The 17,750-nt window shown below is 72.8% G+C and carries 15 protein-coding genes; 5 read left to right on the forward strand and 10 right to left on the reverse strand.

Annotated elements, in window-relative coordinates; genetic code table 11:
* Positions 1-101: 101 nt before the first annotated feature.
* The 7 genes from IO20_RS0129060 to IO20_RS0129090 form a co-directional block, all read right to left on the reverse strand.
* Positions 102-785, reverse strand: a complete 684-nt coding sequence (locus tag IO20_RS0129060) for a GntR family transcriptional regulator (RefSeq protein WP_037636470.1) — start codon at positions 783-785, stop codon at positions 102-104.
* Positions 786-832: 47 nt separating this feature from the next.
* Positions 833-2,218 (reverse strand): aldehyde dehydrogenase family protein, encoded by a 1,386-nt coding sequence (locus IO20_RS0129065; protein WP_030555178.1) that lies wholly within the window; start codon positions 2,216-2,218, stop codon positions 833-835.
* Positions 2,215-3,219: a proline racemase family protein gene (locus IO20_RS0129070; protein WP_030555180.1), complete on the reverse strand. Its 1,005-nt coding sequence runs from the start codon at positions 3,217-3,219 to the stop codon at positions 2,215-2,217. The genes IO20_RS0129065 and IO20_RS0129070 overlap by 4 nt, the downstream gene beginning before the upstream one ends.
* A 60-nt stretch (positions 3,220-3,279) precedes the next feature.
* Complete coding sequence (locus IO20_RS0129075) at positions 3,280-4,188, reverse strand: dihydrodipicolinate synthase family protein (protein ID WP_030555182.1); 909 nt, start codon at positions 4,186-4,188, stop codon at positions 3,280-3,282.
* A 100-nt stretch (positions 4,189-4,288) separates the two neighbouring features.
* Positions 4,289-5,785 (reverse strand): NAD(P)/FAD-dependent oxidoreductase, encoded by a 1,497-nt coding sequence (locus tag IO20_RS0129080; protein WP_037636472.1) that lies wholly within the window; start codon positions 5,783-5,785, stop codon positions 4,289-4,291.
* A complete protein-coding gene (locus IO20_RS0129085) occupies positions 5,766-6,080 on the reverse strand; it encodes a (2Fe-2S)-binding protein (protein WP_030555187.1) in 315 nt (104 codons plus the stop codon). Before IO20_RS0129085 ends, IO20_RS0129080 begins: the two co-directional genes overlap by 20 nt.
* 52 nt (positions 6,081-6,132) lie before the next feature.
* Positions 6,133-7,290, reverse strand: a complete 1,158-nt coding sequence (locus IO20_RS0129090) for an NAD(P)/FAD-dependent oxidoreductase (RefSeq protein WP_030555189.1) — start codon at positions 7,288-7,290, stop codon at positions 6,133-6,135.
* 200 nt (positions 7,291-7,490) lie between these two features.
* Between IO20_RS0129090 and IO20_RS0129095 the strand changes: the two genes are divergently transcribed.
* From IO20_RS0129095 to IO20_RS0129115, 5 genes are read left to right on the forward strand one after another with little or no spacing between them, the layout of a single operon-like run.
* On the forward strand, positions 7,491-9,236 hold the full coding sequence (locus IO20_RS0129095; RefSeq protein WP_030555191.1) for an ABC transporter substrate-binding protein: 1,746 nt from the start codon (positions 7,491-7,493) through the stop codon (positions 9,234-9,236).
* Positions 9,237-9,265: 29 nt separating this feature from the next.
* A complete protein-coding gene (locus IO20_RS0129100; RefSeq protein ID WP_030555193.1) occupies positions 9,266-10,228 on the forward strand; it encodes an ABC transporter permease in 963 nt (320 codons plus the stop codon).
* Positions 10,225-11,211 (forward strand): ABC transporter permease, encoded by a 987-nt coding sequence (locus tag IO20_RS0129105; protein WP_030555195.1) that lies wholly within the window; start codon positions 10,225-10,227, stop codon positions 11,209-11,211. Before IO20_RS0129100 ends, IO20_RS0129105 begins: the two co-directional genes overlap by 4 nt.
* Positions 11,211-12,215: an ABC transporter ATP-binding protein gene (locus IO20_RS0129110; RefSeq protein ID WP_030555197.1), complete on the forward strand. Its 1,005-nt coding sequence runs from the start codon at positions 11,211-11,213 to the stop codon at positions 12,213-12,215. The genes IO20_RS0129105 and IO20_RS0129110 overlap by 1 nt, the downstream gene beginning before the upstream one ends.
* Positions 12,212-13,228: an ABC transporter ATP-binding protein gene (locus IO20_RS0129115; protein ID WP_030555199.1), complete on the forward strand. Its 1,017-nt coding sequence runs from the start codon at positions 12,212-12,214 to the stop codon at positions 13,226-13,228. Before IO20_RS0129110 ends, IO20_RS0129115 begins: the two co-directional genes overlap by 4 nt.
* Positions 13,229-13,284: 56 nt before the next feature.
* Here the strand turns inward: IO20_RS0129115 and IO20_RS0129120 are convergent, their stop codons facing one another.
* The 3 genes from IO20_RS0129120 to IO20_RS0129130 all read right to left on the reverse strand — a co-directional run bounded on the left by IO20_RS0129120 (position 13,285) and on the right by IO20_RS0129130 (position 17,669).
* Positions 13,285-14,187, reverse strand: coding sequence for an ornithine cyclodeaminase family protein (locus tag IO20_RS0129120; protein ID WP_051874796.1), 903 nt, complete (start codon positions 14,185-14,187; stop codon positions 13,285-13,287).
* 41 nt (positions 14,188-14,228) lie between these two features.
* The gene (locus tag IO20_RS0129125; protein WP_030555203.1) at positions 14,229-15,188 is read right to left on the reverse strand and encodes a proline racemase family protein; all 960 of its coding nucleotides are present in this window, start codon (positions 15,186-15,188) and stop codon (positions 14,229-14,231) included.
* Between the two features lie 84 nt (positions 15,189-15,272).
* Positions 15,273-17,669, reverse strand: coding sequence for a collagenase (locus IO20_RS0129130; RefSeq protein WP_030555205.1), 2,397 nt, complete (start codon positions 17,667-17,669; stop codon positions 15,273-15,275).
* Between the last annotated feature and the right edge of the window lie 81 nt (positions 17,670-17,750).

Here is a 17,750-nt window from a genome sequence, read left to right on the forward strand (position 1 = left end):
TTCCTTCCACGGCCGGGGAACGGCCGGTCGGATGTGGCAGGTCATCGGAGGGTGGCCGTCGTCCGCCCGCCGAGAGGAACCCACACCCTCCGCCGGCCGGTCTACCGGCCCCCGGCCGGCCCTTCGCCCTTCGCCCACAGGGAGCGGACGTGGCCGAGGTGCCGGGTCATGCACTTCTCCGCGCCCTTGGCGTCACCGGCGAGCATCAGGTCGAGCAGCTCCAGGTGCTCCTCGGCCGACGGGATGAGGTCGCCGCTCTCGTCCAGGGCGGTGAGCCCGTACAGCCGTGACCGCTTGCGCAGTTCGCCGACGGTCTCGACGAGGCGTTCGTTGCCCGCGAGGCCGAGCAGGGTGAGGTGGAAGAGACGGTCCGCCTCCAGGTAGCCGATGAGGTCGTGCTCGCGGGCGGCGCGGACGATGTCCTCGGCGACGGGCCGGAGTGCTTCGAGGTCCTCGCGGGCGGCGATCCGGGTGACCCTGCCGACCATGGGGATCTCGATGAGCGCGCGGATCTCGGTGTACTGGTCGAGGTCGCGCTCGTCGACCTCGGTGACCCGGAACCCCTTGTTGCGCACGGGCTCGACGAGGCCCTCGCGGGCCAGGTCGAGCATGGCCTCCCGGACCGGGGTGGCCGAGATGCCGAAGTCCTCGGCGAGGGTCGGCGCCGAGTACACCACCCCGGGCCGCAGCTCGCCCGAGATCAGGGCGGCCCGCAGGGCGTGGGCGACCTGGTCGCGCAGCCGCTCCCGGGAGGCGTTGAGGTCGCGGTGGGTCAGGTGCCCCATGACGGTGGTGATCCCTTCGTTCCGGTTGACATCACCACCGTACGATGTCACGCCGCGGGGCCCGCCGGTGCCAGGGTGTAGGTCCGGCCGGAGGTGTAGAACTCCAGGGCCGCCCCGCCCTGCTCGCGCGCCCCCTGGCTGGACTGCTTGGCGCCGCCGAACGGCAGGTGGAAGTCGACGCCGGTGGACGGGGCGTTGATCCGGATCATGCCGGTGTCGAGCAGGTCGAGGCCGGTCAGGGCCGTGTTCAGATCGGCGGTGTGGACCGAGGTGACCAGGCCGTACGGAACGGAGTTGGTGATCCGGACCGCGTGGGCGAGGTCGTCGGCGGCCAGCAGGGAGGCGACGGGTCCGAAGACCTCCTCGCGCAGCAGCCGGTGCCCCGGGTCGACCTTCTCGACGAGGGTCGGGGCCGTGTACCAGCCGGTCCTGTCGGGCACGGTGCCGCCCGCGAGGACGGAGAGTCCCCGGCCGGCCTCGGCGGTCCGGTCGCGGGCCGCCTCGTGGATGAGGGGCCCGCACACGGTGGCCGGGTCGGCCGGGTCGCCGACGGGGAGGGCGCGCAGCGCCTCGGAGAGCGCCTCGCGCAGCGGGTCGAGGGCGGCGCCGACCGCGACGACGCGGCTGGTGGCGGTGCACTTCTGGCCCGCGTACCCGGCGATGGAGGCGGCGATGTGGGCGGCCGCCTGTCCGATGTCCGCGTCCGGCAGGACGAGGGCCGCGTTGAGGCCGCCCATCTCGGCCTGTACGGGGATGCCTCGGGCGGTCGCGGCCCGGACCACGGACCGGCCGACGGGGGTGGAGCCGGTGAAGGAGACGACGTCGGCGGCGGAGACGACCGCGTTGCCTTCGGTCGCCCCGCCGGGCAGGACGGTGAACACCGACGCGGGCAGGGCCTGCCGCACGATCTCCGCCAGGCGCAGGGCGCACGCCGTGGCCTCGGGTGCGGGCTTGAGGACGACCGTGTTCCCCGCGGCGAGGGCCGGGGCGGCCTTCCAGGTGGGGATGGCGAAGGGGAAGTTCCAGGGGGTGACGAGCCCGGCCACGCCGTGGGGTCGCCGGCGGGTCAGGAGCAGTCCGGGTCCCGCCGCGGTCTCGTGGACGGCGCCGGTCGCCTCGAACGGGGCCTGGGCGTAGTACCGCCAGATCGCGACGGTCCTGGCCACCTCCGCCCTCGCCTCGCTGAGCGGCTTGCCCACCTCGCGTACGGCCAGGTCGGCCAGTTCACCGGCGGCGGACTCGATGCCGGCGGCGACGGCGGCCAGGGCGGCCGAGCGGGCGGCGGCGCCGGCGAGCAGCCAGCCCGGCTGCGCCGCCCTGGCCCGTTCGACGGTGTCGACCGCCGCGAAGGCGCCGGGTGCCGGGATCCGCAGGAGGACGTCGGCCGGGTCGGCCGGGTTGTGGGAGGTGACGGTGGGAGCTGCGTCGGTCACAGGAGGAAGCCTCCGGGGAAGGGGTCGTGCGGGTCGAGGAAGTACTGCGCGGTGCCGGTGATCCAGGCGCGGCCGGTGACGGTCGGGACGACCGCCGGGATGCCGCCGACCTCCGTCTCGGCGGTGAGCCGGCCGATGAACCGGGTCCCGATGAAGGACTCGTTGACGAAGTCCCGGCCGAGCGGAAGCTCGCCCCTGGCGTGCAGCTGGGCCATGCGTGCCGAGGTGCCGGTGCCGCACGGGGAGCGGTCGAACCAGCCGGGGTGGATGGCCATCGCGTGCCGTGAGTGCAGGGCGTCCGAGCCGGGCGCGGTGAGGTGGACGTGCTTGAGCCCGGCGATCTCCTGCCGCGTCGGGTGCGCGGGCCGGTCGGGCGAGGCGTTGATGGCGTCCATGACGGCGAGTCCGGCGGCGAGCAGGTCGTCCTTGCGGTCGCGGTCGAAGGGCAGGCCCAGGTCGTCCAGGGAGACGAAGGCGTAGAAGTTGCCGCCGTAGGCCAGGTCGTAGGTGACCGTACCGTATCCCGGGACGACCACCTTCCGGTCGAGACCCACGCAGAACGCGGGCACGTTGGTGAAGGTGGCCGACTTCGCGGCGCCGTCCTCCACCTGGACGTCGACGCTCACGAGTCCCGCCGGGGTGTCGAGCCGGACCGTCGTCACGGGTTCGACCACCGGCACCATGCCGGTCTCGACGAGGACGGTGGCGACGCCGATGGTGCCGTGCCCGCACATCGGCAGGAGCCCGGAGACCTCGATGTAGAGGACGCCGTAGTCGGCGTCGGGGCGGGTGGGCGGCTGCAGGATCGCGCCGCTCATCGCCGCGTGACCGCGCGGCTCGAACATCAGGAGCGTACGGAGGTGGTCCATGTGCTCGATGAAGTGCAGCCGCTTCTCGGCCATCGTGGCACCGGGAACGACCCCGACGCCGCCGGTGATGACCCGCGTGGGCATGCCCTCGGTGTGCGAGTCGACGGCGTGGAAGACATGACGCGTACGCACGGGGTTCCTTTCGGTGGAGGGGGTGCCGTGACCGTCGACGACGGCGGTCGGCGGCGGCGGTCAGCGGTGGCCGTCGGCGACGGCCTTCTCGGTCGCGGTGCGCACACCGCTCTCGATCGCGCCGGTGAGCGGGTGCCTCGGCGGACGGGTGGGACCGCCCCGGCGGCCCGCGATGTCCATGGACAGCTTGATGGACTGGACGAACTCGGTCTTGGAGTCCCAGCGCAGGAGGGAGTGGAGGGACCTGTAGAGCGGCACGGCGGTGGCGAGGTCGCCCGCGACGGCCGCGTGGTAGAGCTGGGCGCAGCTCGCGGGGAAGGCGTTGGGGTAGCCGGCGATCCAGCCGACGGCGCCGGCCACGGCCAGTTCCAGGAGGACGTCGTCGGCGCCGATGAGCAGGTCGAGTTCGGGGGCGAGTTCGGCGATCTCGTACGCCCTGCGGACGTCACCGCTGAACTCCTTGACGGCGACGATGCTGCCGTCGCCGTGCAGGCGGGCGAGGAGGTCGGGGGTGAGGTCGACCTTGGTGTCGATCGGGTTGTTGTACGCGACGACCGGGATGCCCGCGCCCGACACCTCGGAGTAGTGGGCGCGCACGGCCTCCGGGTCGGCGCGGTAGGCGTTGGGCGGCAGGAGCAGGACGGAGCCGCAGCCGGCCTCCGCGGCCTGCTCGGCCCAGCGGCGGGACTCGGCGCTGCCGTAGGCGGCGACGCCGGGCATGACCCGCGCGCCGTCGCCGGCGGCTTCGACGGCGGTACGGACCACCTGGGCGCGTTCCTGGTCGGTGAGGGTCTGGTACTCGCCGAGGGAGCCGTTCGGGACGACGCCGTCGCAGCCCTGGGCGATCAGCCAGGCCACGTGCTCGGCGTAGGCGTCGTGATCGACGGTCAGGTCCTCGCGGAAGGGCAGGGTGGTGGCGACCATGATGCCGCGCCAGGGACGGGTGGGGCTCCAGTTGGTGTCGCTCATGTCGAGGACCTTTCTATAGCGTGTGACATTTCACAAGGGGGGGAGGAAGGGGCCGCTCGGCCCCTTCCTCGAGTTCGGTCTTCGGTCTTCGGTCTTCGGTCTAGGGAGTGCAGGGGCGCGGCGCGGTCGCTCCGGCGGCCTCGGTCTCCGCCCCACCGAGCGCGGCCAGGGTCGCCAGCGGTACGGGGACGGCGAACGGGCGCCGCTCGGCGGGCGGTTCGGCGGTTCGCCCGTCCGCCGCGAGGCAGGCCACGGCCGATCCGCACATCCGGCCCTGGCACCACCCCATCCCGGCCCGGGTCAGGAGCTTCACGGTCCGCGCGTCCCGCGCCCCGAGATCGGCGACCGCCTCGCGCACCCGCCCCGCGGTCACCTCCTCGCACCGGCACACGTCCGTGTCGTCCTCCAGCCAGGCGGACCAGCCGGGGCCCGGGGCGTGCGCGGCGGACATGACGTCCGCGAAGACCCGCATCCGGTCCCGGCGGCGGCGGAGTTCGCCGACCCGGCCGGCGTCCGCCCGGCGGCCCTTCAGCCGTGCGGCCACCGCCCGTCCGGCCAGCTCCCCCTCGGTGCGGGCGAGTTCGGCGCCTCCCACGCCGCCGGTCTCACCCGCCGCCCACAGTCCGGGCACCGAGGTCTCCTGGAGGTCGTCCAGAGCGAGGCCGAGGGTGCCGTCGGGCAGCGGACGGGTGTCGCAGCCGAGGGCGGTGGCCAGCTCGATCTGGGGGACGAGGCCGTGCCCGACGGCCAGTGCGTCGCAGACGATCCGGCGGCCCGTCCCCCGTACGGGCCGCCAGTCGGCGTCGAGGCGGCTGATGGTGACGGCCTCCACCCGGTCGGTGCCGTGCACCTCGGTGACCGCGCTGCGCGGCAGCACCCGCACACGGTGCCTGAGCAGCGCGGCCCCGTGCACCAGGGCCTCGGCGGCCTTCGCCGGGTTGGCGGCGAGCACCCGGGGGCTGCGGGCGTACCGCAGATAGCCCGCGGCCTCGACCACGGCCGGCACCCGCGCGCCGGCCGCGGCGAGCGAGGAGGCGACGGCGAGCAGCAGGGGGCCGCTGCCCGCGACGACGACGCGCCGTCCGGGCAGCACGAGCCCGGACTTGAGCATGGCCTGCGCTCCCCCGGCGCCGACGACGCCGGGCAGGGTCCAGCCGGGGAAGGGCAGTTGACGCTCGTACGCGCCGGTGGCGAGGAGCAGTGTCCGGGCGCGGATCAGGGCGGGCGCCTCGGCCGTCCCGTCGGCGCCGGTGACCGCGTGCACGGACCAGGTCCCGTCGGCCTCGCGCACGGTGGACCACACATGGTGTCCTGAGAGGTGGTCGACGGTGCTCTCGGCGAGGCGTCGCCGCAGGCCGGAGAAGGCGGACCAGGCGTGGTGCAGGGCCTCGGGGCGTACCGCGCCGAGGGCGGGTGCCGGGTGCCGGTAGAACTGCCCGCCGGACTGTGGCGAGGAGTCCAGCAGGGCGACGGAGAGTCCGAGTTCGGCGGCGGTGACGGCACCGGCGAGTCCCGCGGAGCCCGCGCCGACGACCGCGAGGTCGTACGGTGCGCGCGGGTCGCGGCCGGTTTCCGCTTCAGACGGTGAGGCGGTCATGGCCGTGCCCTTCCTGGGTGGTGATCGCGTCGCCGGGACGGGCGGGGACCAGGCAGGCGCGACGGTTGGGTTCGCCGTTGACGGTGGCGAGGCAGTCGTAGCACTGGCCGATGCCGCAGAACGCGCCGCGCGGCCTGCCGCCTTCCCTGGTCGTGCGCCAGGCCAGGATGCCGGCGCCCCAGAGGGCGGCGGCGACCGTCTGGCCGGGCAGCGCGGTGACGCGCCGGCCGTCGAAGGTGATCTCGAACGGCGGATCGGGCTGTGCCCCGACCAGGTCGGCGGGCGTGCGGGCCACGGGCCCTCCTCTCATGACGGTGACGGTACGGACCTGCCCGTGCGGGCGGGCTTCAGGGCGCGGGGGTGGTGAACCGGTCGGGCCGGAACGGACGGATGTCGAGGGGCGGCCGGTCGCCGGTCAGGCAGGCCGCGACGATCAGGCCCGTCACCGGCGCCAGGCCGATGCCCGCTCCCTCGTGACCGCAGGCGTGCAGCAGCCCGTGGACGCGTGGGTCGGGGCCGATCGCGGGCAGGTGGTCCGGCAGATAGGGCCGGAAGCCCAGGTAGGTCCGGATGGCCCGTACGGTGCCGAGGACCGGGAACAGCCCGACCGCCCCGGCGGCCAGGCGGCCGATGACCTCGGTGGAGAGCGTCCGGTCGAAGCCGACCCGTTCGCGGCTCGCGCCGATGAGGACCGGTCCCGCGGGGGTGCCCTCGACGACCGCGGAGGTCTGGAGGGCTGCGGAGTCGCTGGCCACGTCGGCCACGTAGTCGGCGGCGTACACCTTGTGGCGCACCACGCGCGGCAGTGGTTCGGTGACGAGGACGAAGCCTCTGCGGGGCAGCACCGGGAGGTGCACGCCCGCGAGTTCGGCGAGGGCGCCGCCCCAGGTTCCTGCGGCGTTGACCACGTACGGGGCGTGGAGTTCGCCCCTGGCGGTGCGCACTCCGCGGATCTCTCCGGCCGCGCCGGTGAGGAGGCCGGTGACCTCCTCGTCCAGGCGCAGCCGGACGCGGTCGCCGCCCGCCCGCAGCAGCTGGGCGGCGGCGTGGGCGGGCATCACCTGGGCGTCCTGCGGATAGAGGAAGCCGCCGGCGAGCCCGGGAGCGAGGTGGGGCTCCAGGTCGTGGAGCCGGTCCCCGGGGATCTCCCGGGCGGTGACGCCCGCCTTCTCCTGGCGGGCCGCGAACTCCCGCAGGGCCCGTGTCCCGGTCTCGTCCGCCGCGACGACGAGGCCGCCCTTGGTCTCGTACTCGATCCGTGAGGGCAGTACGTCGGCGAGCTCCCGCCACAACGAGGTGGCGAGGAGGGCGAGTTCGAGTTCCGGGCCCGGTTCCTTGTCGGAGACCAGGAGGTTTCCCTCGCCCGCTCCGGTCGTTCCGCCGGCGACGGAACCACGGTCGACGACGGTGACGGAGAGGCCGGCGAGGGCGGCGTAGTAGGCGCAGGCCGCGCCGACGACGCCGGCGCCGACGATGATGACGTCCGAGGGTTTTCTCGTGGGCACAGCAGTAATATTTCACATGGCACTGACGTTGCCAAGACCCCGCGTCGGAGCATTCCAGCCCCCGGACCTCCCCTCACGCACCATCCGGACACGGATGGGTAACGGAGTCCCCGATGCCTTGTCAGTGCAATTTCACATTACTATGTTACAGGTCACATTCCAGCCCTCGGCTGTCCGACCGCTCTCCCGGAGTGACCTTCATGAACAAGCGCACACGCGTCCTCGCCACCGCTCTGGTGACGGCCCTGGCCCTCGGTGCGACCGGCTGCGCCGGCGGCGAGAAGCCCGACGGCTCCCGGGACCGCGGGAAGAATCCCGCCCTCGCCAACAGCGGCGCCGTCCTCGGCGGGACCCCGCAGAAGGGCGGCACGCTGACCATCCTGTCCAACCAGGACTTCACCCACCTCGACCCCGCCCGCAACTGGGTGATGGGCGACATGGACTTCGGCACCCGCCTGCTCTACCGCACCCTCCTCACCTACAAGGCGGAGCCCGGCGCGAAGGGCGGGGAACTCACCACCGACCTCGCCGAGGACCTCGGCGTCTCCTCCAACGGCGCCAAGACCTGGACGTTCACGCTCAAGCCGGGGCTGAAGTACGAGGACGGCACCCCGATCACCGCCCAGGACGTCAAGTACAACGTCGAGCGGTCCTTCTCCCCCGACCTGCCCGGAGGCCCCGACTACGCGGCCCGCTACCTGGTCGGCGCCGAGGGTTACCAGGGCCCCGCGCACGGCAAGCACCTCGACTCCGTGAAGACCCCGGACGACCGCACCATCGTCTTCGAACTCCGCAAGCCCTTCGCCGAGTTCCCCTACGCCACCGTGCTCCCCACCTTCGCGCCCGTCCCCAAGGCGCAGGACAAGGGACCGCAGTACGACAACCGGCCCTTCTCCTCCGGCCCGTACAAGATCGAGTCGTACGCCCGCGACAAGCAGCTCGTCCTCGTGCGCAACACGCACTGGAACGCCTCGACGGACACCGTGCGCAAGGCGTACCCGGACCGGATCGTCGTCACCATGGGCCTCAAGGCCAACCAGATCGACGACCGTCTCATCACCGCCGCCGGCGCCGACGCCTCCGCGGTCTCCTGGGACAAGCTGCGCCCCGAGTCCACCCCCAAGGTGCTCACCAAGCCCGACGTCAAGGCGCGGCTCCTCGCCGAGTCGACCAACTGCACCGAGATGCTCCAGATGCACACCGGCCGCGCGCCCTTCGACGACGTCAGGGTCCGCCGGGCGGTGCAGTACGCCCTGGACCGCGAGGCCGTCCTCACCGCCTCCGGCGGCCCCGCCCTCAACGACCCGGCCACCGCCCTCATGCCCGGCTCCCTCTTCAGCGGCGGCAAGCAGCCCGACACTCTGAAGATCCCCCTCACCGGCGACGTCGAGAAGGCGAAGCAGCTCCTCAAGGAGGCGGGCAAGACCTCCCTCACCACCAGCATCACCGTCTCCAACGGCGACAAGGCCGTCGGCGAGGCCATCCAGCAGTCCCTGGGCCGCGCCGGGATCAAGGTCACCATCGAGACCGTCGACCCCTCCGCCTTCTACGACACGATCGGCGACACGAAGAACCGCACGGACCTCGCCTACACCGGCTGGTGTCCCGACTTCCCCTCCGGCTCGACCTTCCTCCCCTTCGTCTTCGACGGCCGCTACATCAAGGAGAAGGGCAACTCCGGCAACCACTCCCTCTTCCGTGACGACGCCACGATGAAGCGCATGGACGAGATCGCGGCGATGACCGACGCCGAGCAGGCGAACAAGGCCTGGCAGGAGCTCGACGCCCAGATCCTGGCCAAGGCCCCGACGGCGCCCGCCGTCGTCGAGCGCAGGCCCCTCCTGGTCGGCACCAACATCGCCGGTGCCTTCGGCCACACCTCCTTCGGCGGGCAGATCGACTTCGCCACGGTCGGCCTCAAGGACCCCGCGAAGAGCGCGAGCTGAAGGAAGGCGAACCGAAGGAAGCCGCCCCGATGAACACCACGTCCAGCACGTCCACCGCCGCCCCTCCGAAGGCCGCCCCGCCACCCGTGCCGGCGGGCAGCGGTCCCTGGCAGCTCGCCCGCGCGGAGCTGCGCCGTCGTACGTCCGTGAAACTCTCGCTCGCCGTGGTCGCGTTCTTCGCGCTCATGACCGCGGCCGCCCCGCTGATCAGCGCGCTGGGCGGCTGGGGTCCCGAGGAGTTCGACAAGACCGCCGTCGACCCGTACCTGGGCGGCCTCCCGATCGGACCGCTCGGCGGCGTCTCGGCCGAGCACTGGCTCGGCGTCGAACCCGTCACCGGGCGCGACCTGTTCGCCCGGGTCGTGCACGGCGCCCAGGTCTCCCTGCTCATCGCCTTCTCGGCGACGGCCATCGTCGTCGTCGCCGGGACCGCGGCCGGCATCGCCGCCGGCTACTTCGGCGGACGCGTCGACACCGTGCTGTCCCGCCTGATGGACCTCACCATGTCCTTCCCCTCCCTCATCTTCATGATCGCGATGATGTCGGTGGCCCGGGACGTCAACCGGATCGTCCTGATGACCGCCGTCATCGGCCTCTTCGGCTGGCCCGGCATCGCCCGGGTGGTCCGCGGCCAGACCCTCTCCCTGAAACACCGCGAGTACGTCGACGCCGCCCGCGTCGGCGGCTCCGGACCCTGGCGGATCCTCGCCCGTGACATCCTGCCGGGCGTCGCAGGGCCGGTCATCGCGTACACGACGCTGATCGTGCCGGGGATGATCGCCACCGAGGCGGCCCTCAGCTACCTGGGCGTCGGCGTGCGTCCGCCCACCCCCTCCTGGGGTCAGATGATCGCCGAGAGCGTCGCCTATTACGACACGGACCCCATGTACTTCGTCGTGCCGAGCCTCTGCCTCTTCCTCACCGTGCTCGCGTTCACGCTGCTCGGCGACGCGCTGCGCGACATCCTCGACCCGAGAGGCAGCGGCACGTGATCCTCTACCTCGGCCGCCGGCTCCTGGGCGTGCTCGGCGTCCTCGTCGCCATCGCCGCCGTCACCTTCACCATCTTCTACGTCCTCCCCTCCGACCCGGCGGCCGCCGCCTGCGGCAAGTCCTGCAGTGCCGAACGCCTTGAGGCGATCCGCGCCCACATGGGCCTCGACGCGCCCCTGTGGCGGCAGTTCGCCGACTTCGTCACCGGCATCTTCACCGGCCGCACGATGGGCTCCGGCCAGTACGCCCTGCACTGCGACTTCCCGTGCCTGGGCTACTCGTACGAGAACAGCCAGGGCGTCTGGGAGCTGCTCGTGGACCGGCTGCCCGTCTCCGCCTCGCTCGCCCTGGGCGCCGCCGCGATCTGGCTGCTCCTCGGGCTCTCCGCGGGCGTCACCGCGGCCCTGCACAAGGACACCCTCACCGACCGGGCCCTGATGGTCGGCGCGGTCGCCGCCGCCTCCCTGCCCGTCTACTTCACCTCGGTGCTGCTGATCTTCGGCCTCATCCGGGTCGCCGGGCTGCTGCCCTATCCGCAGTACACCGCCTTCGGCGACGACCCGCTCGCCTGGGCCACCAACCTGCTGCTGCCCTGGCTGGCGCTCGCGATCCTGTACGCCGCCATGTACGCGCGGCAGAGCCGCAGTTCGATGATCGAGTCCATGGCGGAGCCGTACATCCGCACCGCCCGCGCCAAGGGTCTGCCGCGCCGCACGGTCGTCGTCAAGCACGGCCTGCGCGCCGGCATGACCCCGATCCTGACCATCTTCGGCATGGACCTCGGCGGGCTGCTCGCGGGGGCCGTGATCACGGAGTCCATCTTCGGCCTTCCCGGCATCGGACGCCTCTTCTACGGCGCCCTGTCGACGGGGGACCAGCCGGTCATCCTCGGGGTCACGCTGCTCGCCGCCACCTTCATCGTCGTCGCCAACCTGACCGTCGACCTGCTGTACGCCGTCGTCGACCCGCGAGTGAGGTACTGATGGCCGACGCCACCTCCCTGTTGTCGGTACGGGACCTCACGGTCACCTTCCCGACGAAGCGCGGCCCCGTCCGGGCCGTCGACACCCTCTCCTTCGACGTGTTTCCCGGCCGCACCCTCGGCATCGTCGGCGAGTCGGGTTCCGGCAAGTCCGTGACCTCGCTCGCCGTCATGGGCCTGCACACGGGCGCCGAGGTCTCCGGCTCCGTCACCCTCGACGGACGCGAGCTGGTCGGACTCCCCGGACGCGAGCTCAACGGGCTGCGCGGCCGGCGGATGGCCATGATCTTCCAGGACCCGCTGTCCAGCCTGCACCCGTACTACACGGTCGGGGAACAGATCGCCGAGCACCACCGGGTCCACTTCGGCTCCCGCCGCGCGGCTGCCCGCGCACGGGCCGTGGAGGCGCTCGGCGAGGTCGGCATCCCCGAACCCCGCCGCCGGGCCGGCGAGTACCCGCACCAGTTCTCCGGCGGCATGCGGCAGCGCGTGATGATCGCGATGGCCCTGGCGTGCGAGCCGGACCTGCTGATCGCGGACGAGCCGACGACCGCGCTCGACGTCACCGTCCAGGCCCAGATCCTGGAGCTGATCACCCGGATCCAGCAGGATCGGGGACTCGCCGTCGTCATGATCACCCACGATCTGGGGGTGGTCGCCCGGGTGGCCCACGACGTCCTGGTGATGTACGGCGGCCGGGCCGCCGAACACGCCCCGGTCGACGCCCTCTTCGCGTCGCCCGCCCACCCCTACACCCGTGGCCTGCTCGACTCGCTTCCCCGGCTCGACGATGACGACGACGCCCCGCTGCGGGCGATCCCCGGCAGCCCGCCGTCCCTGCTCGAACCGGCGCCCGGCTGCGCGTTCGCGCCCCGCTGCCCCCGGGCCGCCGCCGGCTCCGAGGAGGAACGGGCGCGCTGCGCGGGCGAACGCCCGCTGCTCGGCGGCCCGGACGGACATCCGGCCGCCTGCCACTTCCCCGCGTACGAAGGCGTCGCCCCATGACCACGACCACCACCGCGACCGCGACCGCGACCGGCGGCACGACAGCCGCGCCCCTGCTCAGCGTCCGCGACCTGACCATGACCTTCCCGGGGCGCCGGGCCCGTTCCGCGCCCGTCCGGGCCGTCGACGGCATCGGCTTCGACGTGGCGGCGGGCGAGACCCTCGGCCTCGTCGGCGAGTCCGGCTGCGGCAAGTCGACCACCGGCCGGATGATCGTGCGGCTCCTGGAACCGACCGCCGGCTCCGTCTCGTACGACGGGCGGGACATCAGCCACCTCTCGCAGCGGGAGCTCAAGCCGCTCCGGCGCGACCTCCAGATGGTCTTCCAGGACCCGCACTCCTCCCTCAACCCCCGCCAGACCGTGGCCCGGATCATCTCCGACCCGCTGATGGTGCAGGGGAGTTCGGCGTCCGAGGCCCGCGGGCGGGCCGCGGAGCTGATGGATCTGGTCGGACTCATCCCGGAGCACATCGACCGCTATCCGCACGAGTTCTCCGGCGGCCAGGCCCAGCGCATCGGCATCGCCCGCGCCCTGGCCACCGGCCCCCGGCTCGTCGTCGCCGACGAACCCGTCTCCGCCCTGGACGTCTCCGTCCAGGCGCAGATCGTCAACCTGATGGAACGGCTCCAGCGCGAACTGGGGCTCGCCTACCTCTTCATCGCCCACGACCTGTCGGTCGTCAAGCGGGTCTGCGACCGGGTCGCCGTGATGTACCTCGGCCGGATCGTGGAGATCGGCGTGAAGGAACGGGTGTACGCGGCCCCCGCGCATCCCTACACGCGGGCGCTGCTCTCCGCCGTACCCCTGCCCGACCCCGCCGCCGAACGGTCCCGGGAGCGGATCACCCTGCTCGGCGACCCGCCGAGCCCGGCCGCTCCCCCGCCGGGCTGCACGTTCCACCCGCGCTGCCCCAAGGCGCAGGAGATCTGTCGGACGGAGGCGCCGCTGCTGCGGATCGCCGCCCCCGGCGAGGCCCGCCAGGTCGCCTGCCACTTCCCCGAGGGCTCCTGAGCGCGTGAACGCCCCGGCCCCCGCGCGTGCGCGGGGGCCGGGGCGTTCGGCTTCGCTCAGGCGGTGCGGGCCGCCCGGTGGAGGGCGACGGCGACGGCCAGGTCCTCCCAGGCCATGCCCACGCTCTTGAAGAGCCGCGGGCGCCCGGACGACGGGACGCGCGGTCCGTTCACGAGCTCGGCGAGGTTGCCCGCGATGTGGTTCTCCTCGATCGCCCCCTCGGCCGTGGGGACGAGCAGGTCGCCGGCCTCGCGCAGCGCGGCGGAGCGGGCCTCGACGTACACCTCGGACCGGGCGACGAGCGCCGTGTCGGTCTCGCGGGCGGTCGGCTCGTGCGAGCCGACCGCGACGACGGTGGCGCCGGCGGCCACCAGGGCTCCGTCGAAGAGCGGTTCGCGGGCCGTGGTGCAGCAGACGACGAGGTCGGCGCGGCCCACGTCGTCGGGTGTGCCGGGACGGGCGAGGGCGCCGAGCTTCCGCGCGTATCCGGCGAGGGCACGGGCGCCGACGGGGTTGCGGCCGACGACGATCACCTCGGCGAGTTCACGGACGGCGAGGACGGCCTCCAGGTGGCCGTACGCCTGGGGTCCGGTGCCGAAGAGGACCAGGCGCAACGGCCTGTCGTCCGGGGTCAGATGGCGCACGGCGAGCGCGGAGACGGCCGGTGTGCGCAGCTCGGTGAGGGCGGCGCCGTCGAGGAGGGCGACCGGCCGCAGGGTCTCGCCGTCGAGGAGCAGATAGGAGCCGGTGATGCGGGGCAGGCCCGCGGCGGGGTTGCCGGGGGCGACTCCGGCGATCTTCACGCCGGCGTGGTTGCCGAAAGCGGCGGGCATGAGGAGGAGTTCGCCCGCCGGGACGGGGACGGCGGAGCGGGCCGGGGCGGTCTCGGGGTCGAGTCCGGCGCGCAGGACGTCGGCCAGGACGTCGGTGACCGCCGCCGGGCCGAGGAGGCGCGCCATGGTCGTCGCGTCGATCTGGAACAGGTGGTTCACAGGAGGGTTCACAGGAGGAACCCCGTCCCCAGGTCGTCGTGCGGGTCGAGGAGGAAGGTGTGGGTGCCGGTGCGGTACGTGGAGCCGGTGACCTCGGTGATCCCGCCCGGCAGCAGCCGGCCGGTGAACACCGTGCCGGCCACGGACTCGTGGGTCAGGGTGTCGCCGGGGGCGAGGCGCCCGTCCGCGGCGAGCAGGGCGAGCCGGGCGGAGGTGCCGGATCCGCAGGGCGAGCGGTCGATCTGTCCGTCGGCGAAGACGGTGATGTTGCGTTGGCGAGGCCCTGACGGGGTGTCGGGCAGGTCCGTGTACAGGATGACCCCGTAGACGTCGTACGCCGGGAGGGCGGCGCGGATCTCCCGTCCCGCCCGGACGAGCGCGGGCAGTGAGGCCCTGGTCGTGTCGACGCCGAGGTCATGGGCGGCGACGGAGGCGTAGCAGGCGCCGGAATCGGCGAGGTCGACGTCGACGGCTCCGAAGGAGGTCGTGACGGGCACCTTGCGTGCGGTGACACGGGTCGGGACGTTGCGGAAGGTGACGCCGGTGGTGCGGCCGGCGGCGCGGTGCACGAGGGCGGTGACGCGACCCGAGGGGACGTCGATCCGGACGGTGGCGTCGCCGTCGTCGGGGGCCGGGACGCGGCCGGTGTCGACGGCCCAGGCGCCGAGCGCCATGGTGCCGTGGCCGCAGGCCGTGGAGTAGCCGTCCTTGTGCCAGAACAGCACGCCGAAGTGGGCGCCGTCGTCGTCGGCGGGGACGACGAACCCGCCGTACATGCCGGAGTGGCCGCGGGGTTCCCGGACGAGGAGGCGTCGCAGCTCGTCGAGGGGTTCGAGGCGGGGTGCGAGGGCCCGGCGCTCGGCGACGGTGTCACCGGGGATCGGGGGGAGGTCCTCGTCGACGATCCTGAACGGTTCGCCTGCGGTGTGGTAGTCGGTGGTGCGGACCGGGTGCGGGACGGTGCTCACGAAGTACTTTCTCCAGGAGGGGGAGGGACGGCGCCGGGCCGGCCCCTCCCCCCACGGGTGGGACCGGCCCGGCGAGCGGGGCTGTCAGCTGCGCAGGGGGCCCTCACAGCTGAAGCTCGACGTGCCCGCGACCTTCGTGGACCAGATCTCGACCGGCCCGAAGGAGCAGTTCATGTCGGCGAGGTTGTTCGAGGCGGCGCCCGCGCGGTCGAGGATGAAGTAGTCGACGGTCTCGGACATGTCCTTGAAGTTCTGGTCCTCGCTGGCCCAGTTGGACAGGTTGGCGGTGATCCGGCCGGTGCAGGTGAACCGGCGCTTGCCCGGGTCGCCGTTCTCCACGCAGTCGGGGGTGTTGTAGGTGGCGGCGGCGAACGTGGACTTGACGTTCGCGAGCGCGGAGTCGCGCAGCTGCTCGTTGGGCGTGTACGTGGTGTTGGGGACGAAGAGTTCGTCGACCTTGGCGATCTGCGCGTCGAGGAAGCGGTCGTAGTCGCGCTGGAGGCCGGCGTCGGCGCCGAGCCGCGTGCGCCAGGCGTCGTACGCACGGACGTCGTCGGCCCGCAGGTGCCGGTACATCTCGCGGAGCAGCGAGGGCTTCTCGGTCCAGAGGTACTCGAAGAAGGTGCCCGCGTAGCTGTAGAAGCGGAAGCCGTCGCCGTCGTAGGTGGCGTTGAGGATCTGGCGGACGCTCATCCGGGGCCCGCCGGCCGAGGTGTCGTTGATGATGCTGCGGACGAGGGACTTGCGGACGGCGATGCCGTTGTCGCGGGTGGCTCCGTCGAAGAACTCGGCCGTGCCCTCGTCCATGAAGGTGGTGCGGTCGTTCTGGTACCAGGGGCCCTCGCCGAAGAATCCGTGGACGGCGTAGCGGCCGTTGAGGTAGTGGGTGTACTCGTGGCGGAACAGCTCTTCGAGGGTGAGCGAGGAGTCCTGAGGGACGCGCCGCTGGTACGTGTAGAAGGTGGCGCCGCGTTCGATGTAGATGCCGCCGTTGTTCGTGTCCATCCCGGTGAGGATGGGGTGGTAGTTCTCGTAGTCCGCGCGGGAGCCGTAGAGGACGATGTTCAGGCTGGTGTTGGGGTCGCCGGTGAGCGCCTGCTCCGTGCCGAGCACGCGGTGGTACTGCGCCTTGACCAGCTTGCTGGCGTAGTAGAGCTGGTCGACGGTGGCCCGGTCGAGGCCGGTGCGGACCTTGATGGCGCCGTTGTCGTAGGTGTACGTGTACGGGAAGATCTGCTTCTCGATGTCCTCCTTGCACACCCCGTACGGCCGGCAGGCGTCGTAGTAGTTGAGCCACGAGACGATCTTGGCCCACTGCTGGCTGCCCTGGCCGAAGGTGTTCACGACCGTGCCCAGGAGGCCGCCGAGGTCGGCGACGATGCCCGTCCTGAGGCTCGCGATCTCACCGAAGCGGCCGTACTCGCCGAGCGCGTCGCGGGCGACCCAGGCGTTGACGGTGCCCTTCAGGTGTCCGTAGGTCGCGAAGGCCTTGAAGACGGCGCGGTACGACGGGTCGGCGGCGACGGCCGTGTGGAAGGCGGTGTCCTGGTTGCCCGGGTAGACGCCGAGGTAGTTGACGGAGAGCCCGGCGAGCGCGGCGCCCGCCCAGGCGGGGTCCAGGTGGGTGGCGGGGTGGGACGGGTCCATGGTGGCCAGGACCCGCTTGATCAGGCCGAGTTGGTGGTGGCGCAGGCCGGGGCCGCTGGCGGCGTAGAGGGCCTCGCGCAGGGTGTTCGCGTTGGTCTTGGTGACGTCGAAGGTGCGCGCGGCGTTGCCGAAGGCGGTGACGGCCTGGGTGATCGCGTTCACGGTGGGCGCGTCGGTGACGTCGATCTCGCCGCGTGAGAAGTCGTGGTACACGACGGCGTGCAGGTACGTGAACATCTCCTCCAGGTGGGAGGAGTTACGGCCGTCGTGCGCGGCGGCCAGGCTCGATATGCGCCGGGCGACGGCCTGGACGTGGGCGTCGGACATCACGGGGGTGAGCCGGGCGTCCCAGGTCCAGATGAGTCCGCTCAGACAGCCCTGCGCGGTGACGGCCGGGTCGGCGAGGAAGTCAGCGAACTGCTCCGGGGAGAGGCCGGTGATCCCGTCGAGCGTGCAGGGCACGCCTGCCGCGGTGGTGGCGGCGACCGTGGCGGACGAGCGTGCGGCGGCGGTGGCGTCGGCCTTGGCGGCGGACTCTGCGGTGGTGGCCTTGGCCTTGCCGGGTACGCGGCCGGCGGCGAGGCCGCCGGGGGCGGGCGCGGGTCCGAAGGTCTTGCCGGGAGCGGTGGCGAGGTGCTCGACCTCGTCGAAGGGGTTGGTCGCGGGCTCGGCCCGCGGGCCCGCCGCGCCGGCCGCCGGGGCGGAAGGAGCCGCCGGGGCGCGCTGGTCGTCCGCGTCCGCGGCCGAGACGGCGGACTGGCCGGCGGAGGCCAGGAGGGTGACGGCTATGGCGGAGGCGAGCAGGGACGAGCGCACACGTCTGTGGAGAGACAACAGAACTCCTGCTGATGAGGGGGGTGGCTGGGTGGGGATCGGAACGGCAACTGCCGTGGTTCGCACGGCGTATGACCGCGG

Source organism: Streptomyces exfoliatus, from assembly GCF_000725545.1.
Lineage (GTDB): Bacteria > Actinomycetota > Actinomycetes > Streptomycetales > Streptomycetaceae > Streptomyces > Streptomyces exfoliatus.